The sequence below is a fragment of the Streptomyces sp. Z423-1 genome (genome assembly GCF_013009255.1).
GTDB lineage: Bacteria > Actinomycetota > Actinomycetes > Streptomycetales > Streptomycetaceae > Streptomyces > Streptomyces gossypiisoli.
Window position 1 is genome coordinate 25,142 of the sequence record NZ_CP053109.1, and the last position, 19,945, is coordinate 45,086.

Here is a 19,945-nt window from a genome sequence, read left to right on the forward strand (position 1 = left end):
CAACCCGTTGCTTTCATAGGACAAGATCGTTGCTCTGGTATGAGCTTCGCCGCCGACGTTCTGGATCAGCTTGCGCTGCGGTTCCAGGTCGTCTTGCCGCATCTGAACGAGCGTCAGCGGCGTCTGATGCTGGCCCAGGAGGCTCGACTGCTCGGACACGGTGGGGTACGGGCCGTTGCGCGGGTGGCCGGGGTGAGCGAGAGCACGGTCCGTAACGGCGTGTTCGAGCTGGAGGCCGGTGGGGATCCGCTACCGGACGGCGCCGTCCGACGTCCCGGGGGCGGCCGCAAGCCCGCCGAGGAACAAGATCCTTCCCTGGTTCCTGCGTTGCTGAAGCTGGTGGAGCCGGACGAGCGGGGTGATCCGATGTCGCCGCTGCGCTGGACCACCAAGTCCCTGCGCAACCTCGCAGAGGAGCTGACCCGGCAGGGTCACCCGGTCTCCGCTCCGACCGTCGGGCGGCTTCTGAAAGTGCAGGGCTTCAGCCTGCAGGCCAGCGCCAAGACGCTGGAGGGCAAGCAGCACCCCGACCGGGACGCGCAGTTCCGCTATATCAACGAGCAGGTCAAGGAGCACCAGTCCAGCGGCCAGCCGGTGATCAGCATCGATGCCAAGAAGAAGGAGCAGCTGGGCCAGCTGCCGAACCCCGGGCGGCAATGGCGCCCTGCCGGCGATCCGGTGCAGGTGGAGGACCACAGCTTCTACTTCATCGGCCCCGACGTCGACGTGGCGATACCCTTCGGCATCTACGATCTGGCCCACGACAGCGGCTGGGTGAACGTCGGCACCGATCACGACACCTCGGTGTTCGCCGTCGAGTCGATCCGCCGCTGGTGGCGGGCCCGCGGGCGGATGGACCACCCGGATGCCGACAGACTGTTGATCACCGCGGACTGCGGAGGCTCCAACAGCTACCGCTACCGGCTATGGAAGGCCGAACTCGCCGCGTTCGCCGCCCAGATGGGTCTCACGGTGACCGTCTGCCACTTTCCGCCGGGCACCTCGAAATGGAACAAGGTCGAGCATCGGCTGTTCTCCCACATCACCATGAACTGGCGTGGCAGGCCCCTGACCAGCCACGAAGTCGTGGTCAACAGCATCGCCGCGACCCGCACCCGCACCGGCCTGCGCGTTCACGCCGAGCTGGACACCGGGACCTACCCGGTGGGAATCTCCGTCAGCCGCGAGCACCTGCGCTCACTCCCGATCACACCCCATGACCAGCACGGATCCTGGAACTACACGATCACCCCGGCTGGCGCCGCCAGCAACTGCGCGGTCAACACGAGCGATCGGGACCAGAGCAGGTTGCGGGTCCTGGCGATGCTCGCCGACCCGCGCCTGAGCGGCATGACCTCATCAGAGCTGGAGGCACTATGCGCCCGGCTGGCCCCTGCGCAAGCCGCCCAGGCCGAACAGCGCAAATTCCAGCAGCGCGGCGGCCGCCGTCTGAAGGCCCCCGGAGCACACGGCAGGCCCCTGCTCTCGAACGCCGACCGCATCCTGGTCACCGTGATCTATCTGCGCCGTGTCTGCTCCCAGAAGGTTCTGGTCGACCTGCTCGCCATCAACCCGGTCACGATCGGCCAGGTCATCGGCGAGACCCGCACACTCATAGACGCGCAGAAGATCACCGTCTCGCAGACCGCACACTACTTCTCCTCCGCCCAGGAACTACGCGACTGGGCAGAAGGTGGTGCGACCACCAGCCGAATGGATCTCTCACAGACCCTGTCCCACCCCGCACTCACCGGCATGCCCCGCCCGGACTTCCAGGCGCTGATCGACCGGATCACCGTGCCCTACCAGGCCACGATCGAACAACGTCGGCATCGCAAACGCGGCGGCGGCCGGCGCCCAGGAACCCGTGGCGGCGTCTTCCGTCAAAAGATCACTGACGCTGACCGGATCCTGGCGACGGTCCTTTCCCAGCGAAACCTATGTGACCAGCAGACCCTGGCCGACTTGTTCGGTGTCAGCCGCGGCACCATCCGCAACGCCATCGAGGATGTCCGTCCCCTCCTCGAACAGGACCCGTACATCCCAACGCTCGCCGAACGACGTTTCACCACGGCCGCCGACGTACTCGCATCCGTCACAAGAGACAGCGAAACACCATGTTGAATCCTTACGGCTTCATTACGCCCGCAACCTGCTGAGTCAGGTCCCCAAGTCCGCCCAGCCCTGGGTGGCCACGCTGCTGCGGACCGTCTTCGAACAACCCGACTCCGAGGCGGTCCAGGCCCAGATGCGACACGTCCTCGACGCCCTGGAAGCCAAGTTCCCCAAGGCCGCCGAACACCTCGACGCCGCCCAGCACGAACTGCTGGCCTTCACCGCCTTCCCCCGCGAGATCTGGCGGCAGATCTGGTCGAACAACCCGCAAGAACGGCTGAACAAGGAGATCCGCCGCCGCACCGACGTGGTCGGGATCTTCCCCGACCGCGCCGCCGTGATCCGCCTGGTCGGCGCGGTGCTGGCCGAGCAGAACGACGAGTGGACCGAGGCCCGCCGCTACATGGGACTCGACCTGCTGGCCAAGGCCCGCCTCCACCCGATCGAGTCAGAAACCGACGAGACCGTCCTGCCCACCGAACTCACCGCATAGCCTCAAAACGAGATCACCGAATGGCCGTCGATACACCACTCCAGCGGACATGACCTCACACAGCACCGCTTCCGGAAGCTCCTACATCGACGCCTCCTTCAGCGTTCGTGACACACGACCAGCTAAACACCACTTTCAGGATCGGAAAGACAACAGCGTCTTACCGGTCACAGATGCAGCGATGAGTTCTCGCGGCCCGGAGAGTCTCACCACCGTTGTCGACAACACAGGAGGAGCACGTGGCTCAGCTGCTGAGAGTCCAGAACTTCAACGTCTCAAGTGACGGGATCGGTGCCGGTGAGGACCAGAGCCTTGAGAGTCCGTTCGGCCACGCCGTCGACCCGGCGAGGCTGTTCGCCTGGGCCGGTGCCACGGCGAGCTGGCCCATGCGCACCGATCCCGGGGGGAGCCGGGGCCTCGACGACTACTTCACGCGGGACTACACGCGCAACATCGGTGCCGAGATCATGGGCCGCAACAAGTTCGGGCCCCAGCGTGGGCCCTGGAATGACCATGAGTGGCGCGGCTGGTGGGGTGACGAGCCCCCGTTCCGCACCCCAGTGTTCGTCATGACTCACCACAAGCGTCCTTCGTTCACGCTCTCCGACACCACGTTCCACTTCGTCGACGGCGACCCGGCCACGGTCCTGGAGCAGGCGCGGCAGGCGGCGCAGGGCAAGGACATCCGGCTCGGCGGCGGGGTTACCACCATCCGGCAGTTCCTCGACGCCGACCTCGTCGACACCATGCATGTGGCCGTCTCGCCGGTGAAGCTCGGGTCCGGACTACGGCTCTGGGAGTCACCCGATGAGCTGCTCGACCGGTTCCACCTGGAGGTCGTGCCCAGCCCGAGTGGCGTGACGCACCACCTGTTCTGGCGAAAGTGACCGGATCTCAGGGCTGGCCCCGGCTGGCTGTTTTGCCTCCCGGGGCTGCCCTGAGGCGGGCCGTCGAGTCGTGCCTCGGGCGGTCAGCCGACCTTGGCGGGCTCCTCTACCCGGGCCCGGATAGAGGCGAGCCGGAAGGAGTCGGTGCCGGTCTCGATGATCGCGCCGTTGAACGTCAGGCGGTCGACGATGGCCGCGCAGAGGCGGGGATCGGTGAACGTCTTCGTCCACCCATCTGGGGCTGGCACTTGTTCCCTCACAAGGGTTGTGGCTGCCACCTGGCCGTATCCCGTTCCGGGAGTCCTCGTTGGCTCTCGCGGTAGCACTCCGGTTTTCCAGGTGTTGCCTTGACGGTTCAGGTGCGAGGTAGGTGTGTCGGTGGCGGAGGCGAGACTCCAGGTCATCGCGGGCGGGGCCGTCCCGCAGGAGCCCCTGGCGAGGGACCCGTGGCAGTTCCAGGCCGCGTGTGTCGACGCGTTCGTCGCCTCCTGGCGGGCCCGCGGGTTCAGTCCGGTGACCATCGACAACGACGTCGGCCTGCTGGAGCGAACCCTCGCGGCCCTGGGCCGCCCCGCGTGGGAGGTGACGCCGAGGACATCGACCGAGTCGTTCGTGACCTGGCCGTGAAGGGCCGTGCGACGTCGACCCGACGCGAGTACGTCCAGATCTTCAAGGGGTTCCACCGGTTCCTGCAGGCCCGCAAAGCGGCCGACATCGAGGCCGCGTTCGGCGTGAGACTGGTCTGCCCAGTCGACGAGTTCAACGCCTCTCGACATGCTGACCCCGCCGCCGACACCGGATAGGATGGCGGAGTTCTTCCACTTCCTGAAGCAGCGGATCGCCACCGCCCGGAAGTACGGACCTGCCGCCCGCGACTATGCGATGTTCCGGACGCTGTATCACGCCGGGCTCCGCTCGGAGGAGGCATCGCTGCTGGACAAGCCGGATGTGCACTTCAGCCGCGGCCCGTTCGGCAAGCTCCACGTCCGTTTCGGCAAGGGTGCCCACACCTCCGGGCCCAGGCCGCGCTGGGTGCCCATGCTCGACGGCCTGGACCTGGTGCTGCGCTGGTTCCTGGAAGACGTACGGCCCAAGTTCCCGGACTCACCGGTGCTGTTCGCCGACGAGTCCGGCAGCAGCCTGCATCGCGGAACGATCCGCAACCGGCTTCGCTATCTCAGCTCGAAGGGCGCCCGCCCGCAGACCGGTTCAGCCCGCATGCCCTGCGGAGGGCCTGCGCGACCCACAACTACGAACGCGGCGTCGACCTGGTGGCGATCCAGCAAATGCTCGGGCACTGGACGGTCAGCTCGACCATGCGTTATGTCCGGCCCTCCGCGACGTTCATCGAGGACGCCTATCAGCGGGCCGTCGCCGGCACTCTGGCCGAGCTGACCGAGAAGGACACCACCGCATGAAGATCCGATGGCGGCTGCGGATGGCCGCCGCCCAGCGCGAGATCTGGACGGGCACCGAGCTGCGGCGACTGCTGGCCGAGAAGGCCGGCCTGGAGCTGTCCTCCGCCTCGGTGTCCGCGCTGTTCACCAAGGAACCCTCGCAGGTGAAGATGACCACCCTGGCAGCGTTGTGCACCGCGCTGGAGTGCACCCCGAACGACCTGATCGAAGTCGACACCACCCCCGTCGAGCAGCCCGTGGCTCCGCCCCGGCCCGTCACCGAACTTCCCAAGGCCGTCTCCGGACGCGGCCGGTCAATGCCGCCGCTGTGACCGGCGGAGACAGCGGTGGGCAAGAGGCAACGCGACTGCGTCACCTGCGGGGCACCAGTCGGCTATCTCGACCGTGAGCACTGCTGCCGGTGCCGGCGTCGGATGCAGGAACAGGCCGCGAAGGCAACGTGCCCGGTCTGCGGCAAGGACCGTGTCCTCCGGGAGGACACCGGCCGGTGCTGTCGGCGTACGAGCTGAAGTGCAGAGTCGCGTACGGATGAACGTGCAGAGGTATCAGGCGACTTCGGTCTCGCGCTCGATGGCTTTGAGGCGGTTCTTCAGGCGGTAGCTCGGGCCGTTGATGGAGATCACTTCGCAGTGGTGCAGGAGGCGGTCGAGGATGGCGGTGGCGAGGACCTCGTCGCCGAAGACCTGGCCCCATTCGCTGAAGGTCTTGTTCGAGGTCAGGATGATGGAGCCCTTCTCGTAGCGCTTGGAGATCACCTGGAAGACCAGGTTCGCCTCGGCTCGCTCGAGGGGCTGGTAGCCGACCTCGTCGACCACGAGAACGCTGGGCCGCAGGTAGGTGCCGAGTTTCCTGGTCAACCGGCCGGTCTCCTCGGCGGCTTTGAGGTTGCGGACCATGTCGTCGAGGCTGGTGAAGTAGATCGAGTAGCCGGCCCGGCAGGCCGCGACGGCGAGGGCGACGGCGATGTGTGTCTTGCCGACTCCAGGCGGCCCCAGCAGGGCGGCGTTCGCCTTGGCTTCGACGAAGGAGAGGGTGGCGAGGTCCTTGACCTTGCGCGGGTCGAGATCGGGCTGGAAGGAGAAGTCGTACTCATCCAGTGTCTTGTGGTGCGGCAGCCGGGACAGCCGCAGGCCCTAGGGCGTGTTTCGAAAGTAGCGTCGTCCGCCCGGAGGGCGAGGCCCGCGGCGTCTGGTGCGGTGCATCGCAAGGCGGAGGGTCGCCCGCGTACTGGGCGTACGCGGGCGACCCCGACAACGCAGCGAGGCGCCGTGCCAGGCGTCGCGGGCCAGACGGGACTTTCGAAACACGCCCTAGCGGAAGCGTCGGTCGTCGCGGACGGCCAACTCCTCGGACAGCACCAGGTCGAGGAAGTCGAGGTAGCCCAGCTTGGCCTCGTCGGCCCGGCGGGTGTACTCGTTGATGGTCTCGGCCAGGTGGGGCAGGCCGAGCTTGCCGGCCGTGGTGCGGATGCGGTTGCCGGTCAGCTCGCTCAAGAGGACTCCTTCGTCGGGGAGTTGGTGGTGAAGGGCCGGGTCCCGGTCAGCTCGTCATAGACCGACAGCGGTCGGCGGCCGACCTCGATCTGAGTGGCGGCGGCCCGGTTCAGCAGGGCCTGCAGCGCCCCGGCCGCCTCGCCCGGGGCCGGTTCGTGCCGGCGCCGCGGCGGGACGTCACCCGTGGTGGTCCGCCGGCCGTTTCCGGTGGGCAGACCGTCCCAGTGGCTCTCCTCGACGACACGCGTCCCGCGGCCGACCGCCCTCGGGTGCATCGCCAGCAGCGTCTCGCCGCTGCCGTCGGGAGCGGTCGAATGGAGCATGACCTGCGACTTCGTGGCCCGGACCTCGACCAGCTGACGGGGGCGGACGCGGCGGGCGGGCACCGAGTAGAGGTTGCCGCCGAAGGCGACCAGACAGTCCTTGCCGACCGGCCGCAGGTGCCGCTCGGTCACCAGATACGGAGTCGGCGGCAGCGGCTTGAGGGCCGCGTGGTCACGGGCCGCCCGCTCGCCGATGACCTCCCGGTGGGTCTTGTGGATCTGGGCCCTGCGCTGCGGCACCCAGGACAGGAAGGCGGCGTCCATCTCCTCGATGGAGGAGAAGGCCCGCCCGGACAGGACGTGGTCGCGGACGATCAGCACCTGCCGTTCGACGCGGCCCTTACCGGTGGGCCGATAGGCGGCCAGCACGTCGATATCGAAGTCGTAGTGGCCGGCGAAGCCGACCGCCTCCGGGTGCAGCGGGACGGCCTCGCCGGGGGCGACGTGGCGGCGGACGACGGTCTTGGTGCGGTCATAGACGATCGTCATCGGCACCCCGCCGAAGTGGGCAAACGCCCGGCGGTGGCAGTCGAAGAAGGTCTGCAGGTCTTGGCTGGTGGTGAAGCAGCAGAACGGGTCGCGTGAGTACGCCAGCGTCATGTGGAACGAGTAGACCTTCGCGATGCCCACGTGGGCGAGGATCTTGCCCTCGTCGCCCCAGTCGACCTGGGCCTGGGCTCCGGGGATCACCTCGAAGCGGCGGTGCATGCCCGCCAGCTCCCTTGGTGTGATGCCGAGTTCCTCGGCGATCCTGGGGCGGGCTTCCTGGACGTAGAGCTTGGTCCGCTGGTAGTTGCCGGTGAATCCGTACTCCGTGGCCAGCCGCTCGTGGATGACCGCAGCCTTTATCAGGATCTCCGCCCGCAGCATGGAGTCGACCAGCGGCGCGAACTCGTCGATCACCCTCGCCCTGGACCGCCCGCTCGGTGACCGGCGTGGCGGTGACACGGGCCCGTCGGCAGACAGGTACTTGCTGACCGTCCGCCAGTTGAGTCCGGTCTCCTTGGCGACCTCCGACAGGCTCATGGCACCGGACTCGACCAGGCCGCGAAAGCGCCGCAATTCCAGCCAGCGTTGCGGATCCAGGACCACGGCCCACCCCTCTCTGCAACCTCAACAACAGGCAGCAGAGTGCCGAGCAACGTCCCTCAACACATCAAGAACTCTGCACGTTCATCCGTACGCGGCTATGCACGTTCATGTGTACGCCGACAGGTGCATCACCTGCTCGCGCGTCTGCGAACAGTGCGGCCATCCGGTCCGCGCGGCCGGCAACCGGCTGTGCCGGGACTGCCGCCGCAAGGCCGAGCGGTTCGCCGCCCAGCAGCCCTGCCCGCGCTGCGGCAAGCCTGGCTATCTGCGCGAGGACACCGGCTGGTGCGGCTCGTGCTCACGCCCGGGGCCGCCCAAGCAGCCACCCCGGATCTGCCGCGAGTGCGGCCAGCTGCGGCGGCATGCCGGACTGGGCCTGTGCTCCGCCTGCTGACAACGGCACCCCGGCCGCCCCTTCATCCGCGGCGAACACCTCCGCGACCAACTCGCCGACCCGCCCGCCTGGCTCGAGGACTTCGTCGCGCACGTCGCGGCCCGCTTCTGCGTCGCCCGGGCCTGCGGCCTGGTCACCGACCTGGGCCGGCTCCTGAACGATGAGCACTCCAACTGCCCTGGTCGACGTGCACGATGTCGAAGCCTTCCTCGCCACCGTGCCCAGGGGCCCGCAAACGCCGATTCGTGGTACTCCGGCAGTTCTTCCGCTTCGCCCGCTCCAAGCACATCGTGCTGTTCGATCCGACCCGCACCCTGATGGTGAAGGAGCCGAACGGCTTCCGCGGCCGCACTCTCACCCTGGACCAGCAGCGCGAGCTCTTCCGCCGCTGGACAACTGACGAACCTCGCCTCTCCCTCCTCCAACAAGAGGCCCAGACAGGGGGGAGCCCTCCCGTTCACGGCGGCCCTGACCACCTCAACTTGCCCCGTCCCGCTACCCCAACCCACTCCTGCAGGGACACCAGCAGCTGTGCCGTGCAGCCGTCCGCTTCTCCCCGCGCGGATTGATCCTGCCTGCCACCTCCCTGACCAGCGATAACCTGAGCTGACCCCGGTTTCGTGGAGTCCCTGAAGCCAGGCTTATGATCCTGGCCCGAAGGAGAACCACGAGCAGTGCCGGCACCACGTAAGTACCCTGACGAGCTCCGCGAGCGGGCCGTGCGCGAGGTCCGCACCTCCGGCCGTCCGATCGCGCATGTCGCGAAGGACCTGGGCATCCACAAGGAGGCCCTGCGCGGCTGGGTCCGCCAAGCCGAGGCGGACACCGGTGAGCGCGACGATCGGCTGACCACCGCCGAGGGGGAAGAGCTGAGGCAACTCCGACGGGAGAACGCGGAGTTGAGGCGGATGAACGAGATCCTCAAAGCTGCCAGCGCGTTTTTTGCGGCGGAACTCGACCGTCCCCGGACGAGGCCGACCAGGTGATCGAGCACCTCAGAGACAAGGGCCTCGGAGTCGGGTTCGCCTGCTGGGTGCTGGGGCTGTCCGAGTCGGCGTACTACGCCCGCAAGAAGCGGCCGGAATCGGCCCGCCGGCTGCGGGACGAGCAGCTCATGCCGCTGATCGAACAGGTCCATGCCGAGTCCGGCGGCACCTGTGGTGTCCGCCGGATCACCCGCGCGCTGCGGCGCAAGGGCGTCGACGTGGCCCGTTGCACCGTCGAACGGCTGATGGGTGAGGGTGAGCTGGGCCTGGAGGGCGTAATCCGTGGTCAACGTCGCAGGACTACCGTGCCGGAGCCGTCGGCGCCCCGCCCGCCGGACCTGGTCGACCGTGACTTCACCGCCTCCCGCCCCGCCCAACTGTGGGTGGCGGACATGACGCAACGCCGGTAAGTCAATTGCCCCTTGGGGCACGAGTAGTGAAGCTTCCCCTTGATCGTGGACACCTGGAGACTGGGACCTGAGGTTCCAGAGGAAGTAGCACCAGGTGGGAAGCAAGTACACGAAGCGGTACACCGAGGAGTTCAAGCGGGACGCGATCGCGCTCGTCGACTCCTCGGGCAAGACGGTCACTGCGGTGGCCCGGGAACTCGGCATCAGCTCGGAGTCCCTGCGTGGCTGGTACCGCCGGGCCAAGGCGGACCGGGGCGAGGGCGAGCCCGGTGAGCTGACCAGCGCCGAGCGCGAGGAACTCAAGCGGCTGCGCAAGGAGGTCCGCGAACAACAGCAGACGATCGAGATCCTGAAAAAGCGACCGCCTTCTTCGTGAAGGAGAACGACCGGTGAGCGAGCTGTACCGGTTCATCCACACGGAGAAGGCGAACTACCCGGTCGTTCTGCTGTGCCGGGTGCTGAAGGTCGCCCGCTCGTCGTACTACGCGTGGTGTGATGGCGAGGCGGCCCGCCGCGCCCGGGAGGCCGCGAACGACGCGCTCGGGCATGAGATCACGGTGCTGCACATCGCCTCCCGCCATACCTACGGTGTCCCGCGCATTCACGCTGAACTGCGACGCCTGGGGCAGCGGGTGAACCGCAAGCGTGTCGCCCGCGTGATGCGCGAGCGCGACATACGCGGCGTCACACGGCGCAAGCGCCGCTCGCTGACCCGGCCGGATGCGAAGGCGAAGCCGGCCCCGGACCTGATCGGCCGTGACTTCCACGCCGAGCGTCCCGGGATCAAGCTGGTCGGCGACATCACCTACCTGCCCACCGCCGAGGGCTGGCTCTACCTCGCCTGCTGGCTGGACCTGGCCACCCGCGAGGTCGTCGGCTATGCCATGGCCGATCACCACCGAGCCGACCTCGTCGTCGACGCCCTGGACATGGCACATGGCCGGGAACCTGGAGCCGGGATGTGTGATCCACAGCGATCGCGGCAGCGAGTATACCTCGTCCCAATTCCGTTACCGGATAGAGGAGTTGGGACTCCGGCAGAGTTGCGGGCGGACTGGGTCATGTTTCGACAATGCCGCCGCGGAGAGCTTCTGGGCCCTCCTGAAGGAGGAGATCGGCACCCGGACCTGGCCCGACCGGGCGACCGCCCGCGCCGAGGTCTTCACCTTCATCGAGACCTTCTACAACCGCCGCCGTCTGCGCAAGCACAAAATCTTCGGCTACCTCACCCCGGCCGAGACCAGGCAACGACACCAGCACGCCCTTGCGGCGTAACGATCACGTGTCCGAGATCACGGGGAAACTTCAGTAGTGATCTTGTTATCGACCTTGCTCGGCGGACGAGTCGTGATCGCCTTGGCCAGGGCGACAGTGCCTTTGCGCTCTCTCGGTTTGGCGCGGGGGCGGCGCGTCAGGAGAGGGTGAGCGTGGATCTCGCGCAGCGCGTCGTGCAGAAGCCGTGCCGGCGGTGCTGTCCGGCCGATGGTGCGGACCAGGGCCCGCAGGGTGACGGTGAAGGATAGGCGGTCGGGGTCGAGTGCCTCGGCGTGCGGGTATGTCCGCGCCGCCCGGGCACGGGTGATCTGCACCAGCTGATAGACGATGAGCAGGGCATACAGTTCCTGGGCCACGCCCTGGGGGTCCTTCGAGCGCAGGACCTTCTGGTGGCTGCGCAGGTACGTTTTGAGGTCGGCGAAGGCGATCTCGGCCTCCCAGCGTTCCGCATAGAGCCGGGCGATCTGCTCGGCGGAGGCCTGCTTGGGATCGAGCAGGGTCGTGATCAGCCGTTAGGACTCGGTGCGGGGCTCGCCGTGCTCGGGGATGACGGTGACTTCGGCCTCGATGACGCGGATCCGGATGCCCTGCTCCTGGCGGGCCCGCAGTCCCAGGCGGCGGCCGCGTTCGCGGGCACTGCGGCGCCAGTCGCCCTTGACCGAGTAGACCGGGCCGGGCAGGACCGACAGGTAGGAGCCGTCGGGGAGTTCGGTGAACACCGGAAGCTTGCGCCGGGAGGGAGTACGGAAGATCAGGTGGGCGCCGGTGCGGACGATCTGCGACACCTGCGGAAAGCCGGTGAAGTACCGGTCTGCCAGCACCAGCATGCCCCGGCGCACGGCCCCGGTCTGCATGAGCTTGTCCAGCAGCGGCAGTTCGCCGACCGACCACGGTCCCCAGACCGCCTCCAGCACCGCCCGCGTCCCGCTGGCGATCAGCATGAGCACTCGTATCTGCGGATAGCGGCCGGAGCCGAAGCGGCCGCGCGGCGGGGCGCCGAACGCCTTCCGGTTGGCCGGGGTGTCGGCCACGTCCAGGCGAGTGCCGTCCACCGACACCTTCAGCAGTGCCAGGTCGCATCCGAAGGCCGACATCCCCGGAGCGCCGGGATCGCCATGAGGGCCGCGCAGACGCCGAAACAGCGCCCTGAGCGGGGCAGGGCCGAGCCGGCGGCGGGCCTGGACCGCGGCCGCGGTCGAAGGGATCCGCAGTGCTCCTGCCCGCAGCTGCTCCTTGAGCTGCTGGAACAGCATCCGCAGCACCTCGGGGCCGGCGGCCGGGCACAGCCACAGAGCGAGGACGAAGTACAACGTCACACGGGCCGGCAGGGCACGCACCCGCCGTTCCCGGCGCCCGCAGTCGGCGATCACTTGATCCACGAGGTCGGGAGACAGCAACTGTGGCAGGGCTCCCAGACCGAGATCATCTAAAGGATGAGGAGAGCCCGATGGCTTCAGCCTCACTCGGGCAGCGGGAACGGTGGCAGGATGAGCAGACACGGGAGCCTCGGCACGGACGCGGTCTTCTTGGTCGAAAACCAGTCCCGCTGGGGCTCCTGTATGCCGTCAATCCCCCGAAAGAGCGGCTAACTTACCGGCGTTGGGACATGACGTATGTCCGCACGTGGTCGGGGTGGGCATACGTGGCGTTCGTCCTGGACGTGTACTCGCGGATGATCGTCGGCCGGCAGGTCGCGAACCACATGCGCATCGAACTCCCGCTGGTTGCCCTGGAGATCGCGTTGTGGAGACGCCGGATCAAGAAGGATTCCGGCCTGATCCATCACAGCGACCGCGGCTCGCAATACGTATCCATTCGGTACACCGACCGGCTCGCCGAGATCGGCGCCGACGCCTCGGTCGGCTCCGTCGCGGACAGCTATGACAACGCGATGGCCGAGGCCCTGAACGGCACCTTCAAGGCCGAACTGATCGAGATGCAAGGGCCGTGGCGGGACGTCGACCAGGTCGAGCGGGCGATCTTCCAGTGGGTCACGTGGTACAACGAAGAACGCCTCCATTCCGCACTCGACTACGTGCCACCGGCCGAGTACGAGCAAGCCTTCTGGCGGAGCCAGAAGCAAATCCCGCAGTCCGCCTGAAACAAGATCACCGGACTCTACGGAACTCGGGGCAGCTCAGAGATCTGGTTGATTGGCTCCCTGGACTGGCCTGGCGAACAACTCCGCGGCTTTTGAACGTGGTATCTGCCGTCGGCGCGCAGCCCGGCCTGATACGAGGGCCGAAAAAAACCGGCAGGCCAATGAGCAGGAACCTCATCAGTCCTGCGGGCCTGACCGCGCTCGTCTCCGCGGCCCTCACCACTACGAAGAGGCGGCAGCCGTGCTCGCGACGCTCTGCAGCGGGCCGGCTCCTGTCTCACGCCCCATCCGTGAAGGACGGAACCCACCATGAGCAATCACGTTCTCCGTCGGCTCGGTGTGTCGCTGGCGGTCCCTGCCGCTCTCGCCGGCGCGGTCTACCTGGCCGGCCCGGACACAGCCCCGACTCCCACGGCCTCGCCCATGTCCAGTTGGCCGCCGCGGACAGGGTCAGCGGCAACATTGATGCCAACTTCAACAGTAACGACCGCCGCAGCTGGATGAACACCTACAACTCGGTGATCAGCCAGATCCGTGAGAGGGTCAGCAACGGCACCCTGCGCGAGGGCATCCTGCGCCAGCGGCCCGCCGACGTGAACGACTACTTCGCCGTCAACTTCCAGGCCGGTGTGGGCACCCCGCAGGCCAGTCTCGTGTTCAACACCGCCAACCTGTATGTCGTCGGCTACTTCAACCACGCGACCAACACCTACGTCCGCATGGGTGCCGGCCCTGCCAACCCCGTCAACGCGGCCCACGTCAGGAGCGACTTCCTGCGTCAGGGCGATTACGGCTACCTGGAACGCGTCGGCGGTTTCGACCGCTCCGACCAGCGTCTCGGGATAGGTACCTTCTTCTCGGCGATGAGCGTGCTGCGCGCCGCCAGGCCTCTCGGGTCAGTTCACGCTACCCAGACGGCCGAGCAGGCGTCCGCCAGCACAACGATGATCCAGATGTTCGCCGAGGGCGCCCGGTTCGACTTCATCTCCGCGAACATCGGTTCCAATGCTTTGGCCGGAACGACCTTCACCGTCGGCACGTATGTCCAGGTGCGCGGCGACGGCGGCAACGCGAACGAGCTCGCCCCACGAGCCCGTGAGGGCCATCGACTGGGAGAATGTCTGGGCGCAGCTGTCCCGCTATGTCCGCGACCGCATCAATGACAGTCGCGCCTTCAACTTCGTGGTCGGCGGCACCCTCGCCCTGCGGACCATGCAGGCAGCGGCCAACCAGCTCGCCGTGGACTACCCCGGCTGACGATAACCGGGAGCCCAGGGAGCGCGGGCGCCGTGACGGGGCGAACGAGCCCAATGGGGCACTGGCCGGCGTGGCGGCGCACGGCGCTGTACGGCAGCGTCTGCTCACGCACCGGGCTGTGCGTGCCCGTGCTGCCAGGCCCAGGCCGCGATCTCGACGCGGTTCCGGGCCGCGAGTTTGAGCTGGACACTGGACAGGTGCGTCTTGACTGTAGACAGGGAGACGTACAGCTCGGCGGCGATCTCGGCGTTCGTTCGGCCGAGGGCGACCAAGCGGACGACGTCCAGTTCGCGGTCGGTGAGGGGCTCCGTGGGCGGCGCCGGCTTCACCGGGGCAGCGGCGGCGGCCTGCGGTGCGGTGACCTGCTTGAGCAGGCGGACCGTGATCGACGGCGAAACCAGCGAGTCGCCGGCCGCGGCGGCGCGGACCGCCTCCGCGAGGAGGGTGGGTCCGGAGTCCTTGAGCAGGAATCCACAGGCGCCACCGCGCAGTGCCCCGTACACGTACTCGTCGAGGTCGAAGGTGGTCACCACGACGACCCGCATCGGGTTGGCCACGTCGGGTCCCGCCAGCAGCCGGGTGGCCTCCAGCCCGTCCAGCTTCGGCATGCGGATGTCCAGCAGGCAGACGTCGGGCCGCTCCCGGCGGGCCAGTGCCACCGCCTCCTCGCCGTCGGCGGCCTCGGCGACCACGGTGATGTCGGGCTGGGCGTCGAGGAAGAAGCGGAAGCCGGTGCGGACCATCTCCTGGTCGTCGGCGATGAGGACGCGGATGGGCGCCCCGGACGGAGCTGGGGTGGTCATGGCTCGATCATCCCTCAGTGGAAGGGGGGCCTGGGGTGCGGGGCCCCGTCGGGACGATGTCAGTCCGCCGTCTGCACCGGGCCCGCCGTCACCTTCCGCAGGAGCGGCTTGCTGCCGGCGATCGCGGCGAGCATGGTCAGCGCGCCGACCACCACGCAGATCACCGGTTGCACGGCACCGGAGGTGTTGATGGTGGTGCCGGCCGCCTTGTTGAGTTGCATGGCGCCGAAGGCGCCCATCGCGGTGGTGCCGCCTGCCAGGTAGGCCAGCGGGATGACAGTCTCGCGGATCCGGGCCCGGTCCAGCACCTCCAGCGGGGTACCGGCCAGCCGCCCCAGACCAAACAGCCCGCGCTCTTGTTAACGAACTCTGCACCGAGGCCATCATGTCCAGAACCGTCGACGAAAGCTACGCAGGAAGCGTGCTGGTGGCAGTGAGACGGCGCTCCGTGGCCCGCCGCATCAAGGACCTGCTCAGCGCACTGGCCGTTACCAGCGCGACGGACAACCCGGCCCAGCTGACCCAAACCCAAAAACGAGTTGTGGACGCTCTATCAGTACGACCAAGCGCTGTAGCAAGCAGGAGCAACGGCCCTCTGATGAGAGTCAGGCCGACGGACGGCTGACGCTGCGTTCTCACTCCCCGACCCTAATCAACAGTGGCAAGAGCTCGTGACACGATCTTGTGGGAGTGCCCTGGTCCGGCGTGACCGACACACCAGTCATGCGCAATCGCGTGCATCAGAGTGCGACGGCGCCACGTCGGCCCATGCAGTTGCTCTGTCCCAAGGGCTCGCGGTCCCTGCCCGTTGCCGACAGGCATGTGCCGGCACGGGCCCAGCTCGACGTCGTTTCGCCAACCGGGCACCGTTCCGTTCACCCTGGCGGCAGTTCGAACCTCAGACGCGTGGCCGTGCCGACGAGGCGGTAGCCGGCGAGGCCGGGGGCGCTGAACGGGTTGGGGAGAGGGGTGATGTGTCGGTGAGTGCTGTCGAGGAAGTGGGTGCCGAATGCACACCGCCGTCGCCCAGGTGTTCAACGAACGGGGCGACGGCGTCGTCGTCCGCGGCGGCACCGTGCAGATCTCCAAGAGCGACCGCCCGCCCCACCTGACGCACTCCTATGCCCGGCACTGCTGCTGGATGCCCTGGCCGAGTACCGCACTACCACCGGCCACCAGCGCGCGCATCGTCGTACACAAGACCTCGAACTTCACAGCCGGTGACGTCGACGGCGGATCGGGAGGAGCGGTTCGGGATTCGCACTGGAGATGCGCTTCTACTGTCGCCGGGCTACCAGGTCGACGGGGTTCTGAGCCTGCACCTGTGCCGCTCGTCCTTCTCACGGCTTGAACACGAGACGAAGCGGAATTGCACCGGTGACTACTGCGTGCTCTTCGATTTCCCGTGGCGCCGGGGCAAGAACTGGAACGAAGCAACCGCAGATGACCTGCGGGACTTTGAAGACTGGCGGACTCGGTCTCCGCGCCCCCCACAAGGTCCGACGGCACCTGCGAGGACATGGCAGAACAGCAGGTCCGGACTGGGGCACGGGCCCTAAGACGACATGTGTTTCACGGCCGGACACAGGCGCCCGCCTCAGATGGCGTCCCGGATGGCCTGTTCGAAGTCCTTGACGTGGCTGCGGGCCAGCTGTGCCGCCTTCTCGGGTTCACCGGCGACGATGGCCTCGATCAACGGTCCGTGCTCCTCGACGTGGCCGGCCATGTCGGACAGCCGGTCGATGAACAGGCACCAGATGCGGGTGGCGAGGTTGTCGTGGCGGACGAGGGTGTCCTCCAGGTACGGGTTGTGCGCGGCGGCGTAGACGGCGCGGTGGACCTGAAGGTCGAGGTGCATGAGTTCGGCGGCGTCCTGCCGACCGGAGCGCGCGCGCTCCAGCTCCTGCCGTAGGGCCGTCAGGGTCGCCCGGTCCGCGGCCGTCGCGCGCCGTGCGGCCTGGGCGGCGGCCAGGGGCTCCAGTTCCTGGCGCACCTCGGAGATGTGGGCCAGGTCGGTGATGTTGACCTCGGTGGCGAAGGTGCCGCGCCGGGGGTAGGTCGTGATCAGCCGCTCGTACTGGAGCCGCTTGAGTGCCTCGCGCACCGGCGTCCGTCCGACGCCGAGGGACTGGGCCAGATGCTCCTCGTTGATCGGCGCGCCCGGGCGGATCTCCAGCATCACGAGCCGGTCGCGGATGGCACGGTAGGCGCGCTCGGCGAGGGACAGACCCGCCTCGGTCTCCCCGCCTCTCGGGTCGGTAGCCGCCTGCTGCATGAACTGCCCCCTTGACCTGTCCGGCGAGCTCCCATACCGTACCGCAACAGTCTGATATATCAGTTGCGCTTTAGTTGGCTCTCAGGATGGTGCACCGATGGCAACCAGCTCGTCGACCAACACACTCACCTCCCCGCTCACCCTCCCGCTCAGCAGGCTCGACCCGGACATCGCCGCCGCCGTGGACGCCGAGCTGCACCGTCAGCAGTCCACGCTCGAGATGATCGCCTCGGAGAACTTCGCTCCGGCCGCCGTCATGGAGGCCCAGGGCTCGGTGCTGACCAACAAGTACGCCGAGGGCTACCCGGGCCGCCGCTACTACGGCGGCTGCGAGCACGTCGACGTCGTCGAGCGGTTGGCCATCGACCGGGTGAAGGAACTGTTCGGCGCCGAGGCCGCGAACGTACAGCCGCACTCGGGCGCCCAGGCCAACGCGGCCGCCATGTTCGCGCTGCTGAAGCCCGGCGACACGATCCTCGGCCTCGACCTGGCGCACGGCGGTCATCTGACCCACGGCATGCGCATCAACTTCTCCGGCAAGCTGTACAACGTCGTGCCGTACCACGTGCGCGAATCCGACCTGCGCGTCGACATGGACGAGGTCGAGCAGCTCGCCCTCGCACACCGGACCAGGATGATCGTCGCCGGCTGGTCGGCCTACCCCCGGCGGCTGGACTTCGCCGCGTTCCGGAGGATCGCCGACGCGGTGGGCGCGTACCTGATGGTGGACATGGCGCACTTCGCCGGCCTGGTGGCCGCGGGGCTCCACCCGAGCCCGGTGCCGTACGCCGACGTGGTCACGACCACCACCCACAAGACCCTCGGCGGCCCGCGCGGCGGAGTGATCCTCAGCCGGGCCGAGCTGGCCAAGAAGATCAACTCCGCGGTCTTCCCGGGCCAGCAGGGCGGGCCGCTGGAGCATGTCATCGCGGCCAAAGCGGTCGCCTTCAAGGTGGCGGCGGGTGAGGAGTTCCGGGAGCGCCAGCAGCGCACCCTGGACGGCGCCCGCATCCTCGCCGGGCGGCTGCTGGCCGACGACGTGGCGGAGGCCGGGATCACCGTGCTGACCGGCGGCACCGAGGTCCACCTGGTCCTCGTCGACCTGCGCGACTCCGCGCTCGACGGGCAACAGGCCGAGGACCGGCTGCACCGCATCGGCATCACCGTCAACCGCAACGCGGTGCCCTTCGACCCGCGTCCGCCGATGGTGTCGTCCGGGCTGCGGATCGGCACCCCGGCCCTGGCCACCCGAGGCTTCGGCGAGGCGGAGTTCCGGGAGGTCGCCGACATCATCGCCGAGGCCCTCAAGGGCGAACGGCCCGACGACGAACTGCGCGGCCGGGTCGCGAAGCTGGCCTCCGCCTTCCCCCTCTACCCCCACCTGAACGGAGACGCGGCATGACCGCCGAGCCGCTGCCGGAGCACCCGGACTTCCTCTGGCGCAACCCCGAGCCGCGCTCCTCGTACGACGTCGTCATCGTCGGCGCGGGCGGCCACGGCCTCGCGACCGCCTACTACCTCGCCAAGAACCACGGCATCACGAATGTCGCCGTCCTGGAGAAGGGCTGGCTGGCCGGCGGCAACATGGCGCGCAACACCACGATCATCCGCTCCAACTACCTCTGGGACGAGAGCGCGGCGATCTACGAGCACGCCCTGAAGCTGTGGGAAGGGCTCCCCGAGGAGCTGGACTACGACTTCCTGTTCAGCCAGCGCGGCGTCCTCAACCTCGCGCACACCCTCCAGGACGTCCGCGAGAGCACCCGCCGGGTCAACGCCAACCGCCTCAACGGGGTCGACGCCCAGTGGCTGGAGCCGGACGAGGTCGCCAAGGTCTGCCCCATCCTCAACGTCTCCCCCCGCACCCGGTACCCGGTTCTGGGCGCCACCTTCCAGCCGCGGGCCGGCATCGCCAAGCACGACCACGTGGCCTGGGCGCTGGCCCGCCGGGCCGACGAGCTGGGCGTCGACCTGATCCAGGGCTGCGAGGTCACCGGCTTCCTCAAGGACGGCGACCGGGTCGTGGGCGTCGACACCAACCGGGGCCGCATCCACTCCGGCCGGGTCGGCCTCGCGGCCGCCGGACACAGCAGCGTGCTGGCCGAGCGGGCGGGCGTACGGCTGCCCGTGCAGTCGCACCCCCTGCAGGCACTGGTCTCCGAACTGCACGAGCCGGTGCACCCGACGGTCGTGATGTCCAACCACGTGCACGTCTACGTCTCCCAGGCCCACAAGGGCGAGCTGGTGATGGGCGCGGGCGTCGACTCCTACAACGGATACGGGCAGCGCGGCTCCTTCCACGTCATCGAGCAGCAGATGGCCGCCGCCATCGAGCTGTTCCCCGTCTTCGCGCGGGCCCATGTGCTGCGGACCTGGGGCGGCATCGTCGACGTCACCCCGGACGCCTCCCCGATCATCGGCTCGACGCCCGTCGAGAACCTCTACGTCAACTGCGGTTGGGGCACCGGCGGCTTCAAGGCCACCCCGGCCGCCGGCTGGACCTTCGCGCACACCATCGCGACCGGCGAGCCGCATCCGCTGAACGCCCCCTTCGCCCTGGACCGCTTCCGGACGGGCGCACTGATCGACGAACACGGCGCAGCAGCCGTGGCGCACTGAGGAG

The 19,945-nt window shown here is 68.2% G+C and carries 20 protein-coding genes and 4 pseudogenes; 15 read left to right on the forward strand and 9 right to left on the reverse strand.

The features are described 5' to 3' along the window. Positions 1–39: 39 nt before the first annotated feature. From HJD23_RS00165 to HJD23_RS00175, 3 genes and pseudogenes are all read left to right on the forward strand, one after another. Positions 40–2,124 carry an ISAzo13 family transposase gene (locus HJD23_RS00165; RefSeq protein WP_171116290.1) on the forward strand — a complete coding sequence of 695 codons (2,085 nt, stop codon included), beginning with the start codon at positions 40–42 and terminating at the stop codon, positions 2,122–2,124. 7 nt (positions 2,125–2,131) lie between these two features. Continuing rightward, a pseudogene (locus tag HJD23_RS00170) lies at positions 2,132–2,608 on the forward strand (transposase); the annotation flags it as partial. Positions 2,609–2,847: 239 nt separating this feature from the next. Then, positions 2,848–3,495: a dihydrofolate reductase family protein gene (locus tag HJD23_RS00175; RefSeq protein ID WP_171110551.1), complete on the forward strand. Its 648-nt coding sequence runs from the start codon at positions 2,848–2,850 to the stop codon at positions 3,493–3,495. A gap of 83 nt (positions 3,496–3,578) precedes the next feature. Here the strand turns inward: HJD23_RS00175 and HJD23_RS00180 are convergent. Then, positions 3,579–3,728: pseudogene (locus HJD23_RS00180) on the reverse strand (ATP-binding protein); the annotation flags it as partial. A gap of 145 nt (positions 3,729–3,873) precedes the next feature. On the opposite strand from HJD23_RS00180, the gene HJD23_RS42915 reads away from it, so the two are divergent. From HJD23_RS42915 to HJD23_RS00190, 3 genes are all read left to right on the forward strand, one after another. Beyond that, on the forward strand, positions 3,874–4,122 hold the full coding sequence (locus HJD23_RS42915) for a hypothetical protein (protein WP_197972429.1): 249 nt from the start codon (positions 3,874–3,876) through the stop codon (positions 4,120–4,122). A gap of 440 nt (positions 4,123–4,562) precedes the next feature. Next, positions 4,563–4,913 (forward strand): tyrosine-type recombinase/integrase, encoded by a 351-nt coding sequence (locus tag HJD23_RS42920; RefSeq protein WP_240980958.1) that lies wholly within the window; start codon positions 4,563–4,565, stop codon positions 4,911–4,913. Then, complete coding sequence (locus HJD23_RS00190; RefSeq protein ID WP_171117725.1) at positions 4,910–5,224, forward strand: helix-turn-helix transcriptional regulator; 315 nt, start codon at positions 4,910–4,912, stop codon at positions 5,222–5,224. Before HJD23_RS42920 ends, HJD23_RS00190 begins: the two co-directional genes overlap by 4 nt. Before the next feature lie 234 nt (positions 5,225–5,458). Here the strand turns inward: HJD23_RS00190 and istB are convergent. The 3 genes and pseudogenes from istB to istA all read right to left on the reverse strand — a co-directional run. Further along, positions 5,459–6,046 (reverse strand): annotated as a pseudogene (gene istB / locus HJD23_RS00195) (IS21-like element helper ATPase IstB); the annotation flags it as partial. Between the two features lie 180 nt (positions 6,047–6,226). After that, a pseudogene (locus tag HJD23_RS00200) lies at positions 6,227–6,406 on the reverse strand (ATP-binding protein); the annotation flags it as partial. Continuing rightward, positions 6,403–7,821: an IS21 family transposase gene (istA, locus tag HJD23_RS00205; protein ID WP_171117728.1), complete on the reverse strand. Its 1,419-nt coding sequence runs from the start codon at positions 7,819–7,821 to the stop codon at positions 6,403–6,405. The pseudogene HJD23_RS00200 and the gene istA, both read right to left, overlap by 4 nt. A 109-nt stretch (positions 7,822–7,930) precedes the next feature. Here istA and HJD23_RS42925 point away from each other — a divergent pair, with 109 nt between their 5' ends. From HJD23_RS42925 to HJD23_RS00230, 5 genes are all read left to right on the forward strand, one after another. Then, the gene (locus HJD23_RS42925) at positions 7,931–8,215 is read left to right on the forward strand and encodes a hypothetical protein (RefSeq protein WP_206326325.1); all 285 of its coding nucleotides are present in this window, start codon (positions 7,931–7,933) and stop codon (positions 8,213–8,215) included. 674 nt (positions 8,216–8,889) lie between these two features. Continuing rightward, entirely contained in the window at positions 8,890–9,201 is a 312-nt protein-coding gene (locus HJD23_RS00215; protein WP_171117730.1) for a transposase, read from the forward strand. After that, positions 9,198–9,611 carry an IS3 family transposase gene (locus HJD23_RS00220; RefSeq protein WP_171117732.1) on the forward strand — a complete coding sequence of 138 codons (414 nt, stop codon included), beginning with the start codon at positions 9,198–9,200 and terminating at the stop codon, positions 9,609–9,611. Before HJD23_RS00215 ends, HJD23_RS00220 begins: the two co-directional genes overlap by 4 nt. Positions 9,612–9,705: 94 nt before the next feature. After that, positions 9,706–9,987, forward strand: a complete 282-nt coding sequence (locus tag HJD23_RS00225; protein WP_171133957.1) for a transposase — start codon at positions 9,706–9,708, stop codon at positions 9,985–9,987. 503 nt (positions 9,988–10,490) lie between these two features. Further along, entirely contained in the window at positions 10,491–10,886 is a 396-nt protein-coding gene (locus HJD23_RS00230; protein WP_171133947.1) for an integrase core domain-containing protein, read from the forward strand. A gap of 17 nt (positions 10,887–10,903) precedes the next feature. On the opposite strand, the gene HJD23_RS00235 is transcribed toward HJD23_RS00230, so the two are convergent. Then, a complete protein-coding gene (locus HJD23_RS00235) occupies positions 10,904–11,395 on the reverse strand; it encodes a transposase (protein ID WP_171118606.1) in 492 nt (163 codons plus the stop codon). 3 nt (positions 11,396–11,398) lie between these two features. Beyond that, entirely contained in the window at positions 11,399–12,385 is a 987-nt protein-coding gene (locus HJD23_RS00240) for a transposase domain-containing protein (RefSeq protein ID WP_346770294.1), read from the reverse strand. 107 nt (positions 12,386–12,492) lie between these two features. Here HJD23_RS00240 and HJD23_RS00245 point away from each other — a divergent pair, with 107 nt between their 5' ends. Both HJD23_RS00245 and HJD23_RS00250 read left to right on the forward strand, forming a co-directional pair. After that, the gene (locus HJD23_RS00245; protein WP_171112837.1) at positions 12,493–12,987 is read left to right on the forward strand and encodes an IS3 family transposase; all 495 of its coding nucleotides are present in this window, start codon (positions 12,493–12,495) and stop codon (positions 12,985–12,987) included. Between the two features lie 431 nt (positions 12,988–13,418). Continuing rightward, on the forward strand, positions 13,419–14,150 hold the full coding sequence (locus HJD23_RS00250; protein ID WP_171112839.1) for a ribosome-inactivating family protein: 732 nt from the start codon (positions 13,419–13,421) through the stop codon (positions 14,148–14,150). Positions 14,151–14,348: 198 nt separating this feature from the next. Here the strand turns inward: HJD23_RS00250 and HJD23_RS00255 are convergent, their stop codons facing one another. The 3 genes from HJD23_RS00255 to HJD23_RS00265 form a co-directional block, all read right to left on the reverse strand. Continuing rightward, entirely contained in the window at positions 14,349–15,047 is a 699-nt protein-coding gene (locus HJD23_RS00255; RefSeq protein WP_171112841.1) for a response regulator transcription factor, read from the reverse strand. A 59-nt stretch (positions 15,048–15,106) separates the two neighbouring features. Continuing rightward, positions 15,107–15,355, reverse strand: coding sequence for a hypothetical protein (locus HJD23_RS00260; protein WP_232107673.1), 249 nt, complete (start codon positions 15,353–15,355; stop codon positions 15,107–15,109). A gap of 1,289 nt (positions 15,356–16,644) precedes the next feature. Further along, complete coding sequence (locus HJD23_RS00265; RefSeq protein WP_171112842.1) at positions 16,645–17,322, reverse strand: GntR family transcriptional regulator; 678 nt, start codon at positions 17,320–17,322, stop codon at positions 16,645–16,647. Between the two features lie 97 nt (positions 17,323–17,419). On the opposite strand from HJD23_RS00265, the gene glyA reads away from it, so the two are divergent. Then, the gene (gene glyA / locus HJD23_RS00270; protein ID WP_171112844.1) at positions 17,420–18,724 is read left to right on the forward strand and encodes a serine hydroxymethyltransferase; all 1,305 of its coding nucleotides are present in this window, start codon (positions 17,420–17,422) and stop codon (positions 18,722–18,724) included. Continuing rightward, positions 18,721–19,941 carry a sarcosine oxidase subunit beta family protein gene (locus tag HJD23_RS00275; RefSeq protein ID WP_171112846.1) on the forward strand — a complete coding sequence of 407 codons (1,221 nt, stop codon included), beginning with the start codon at positions 18,721–18,723 and terminating at the stop codon, positions 19,939–19,941. Before glyA ends, HJD23_RS00275 begins: the two co-directional genes overlap by 4 nt. Positions 19,942–19,945 lie beyond the last annotated feature (4 nt).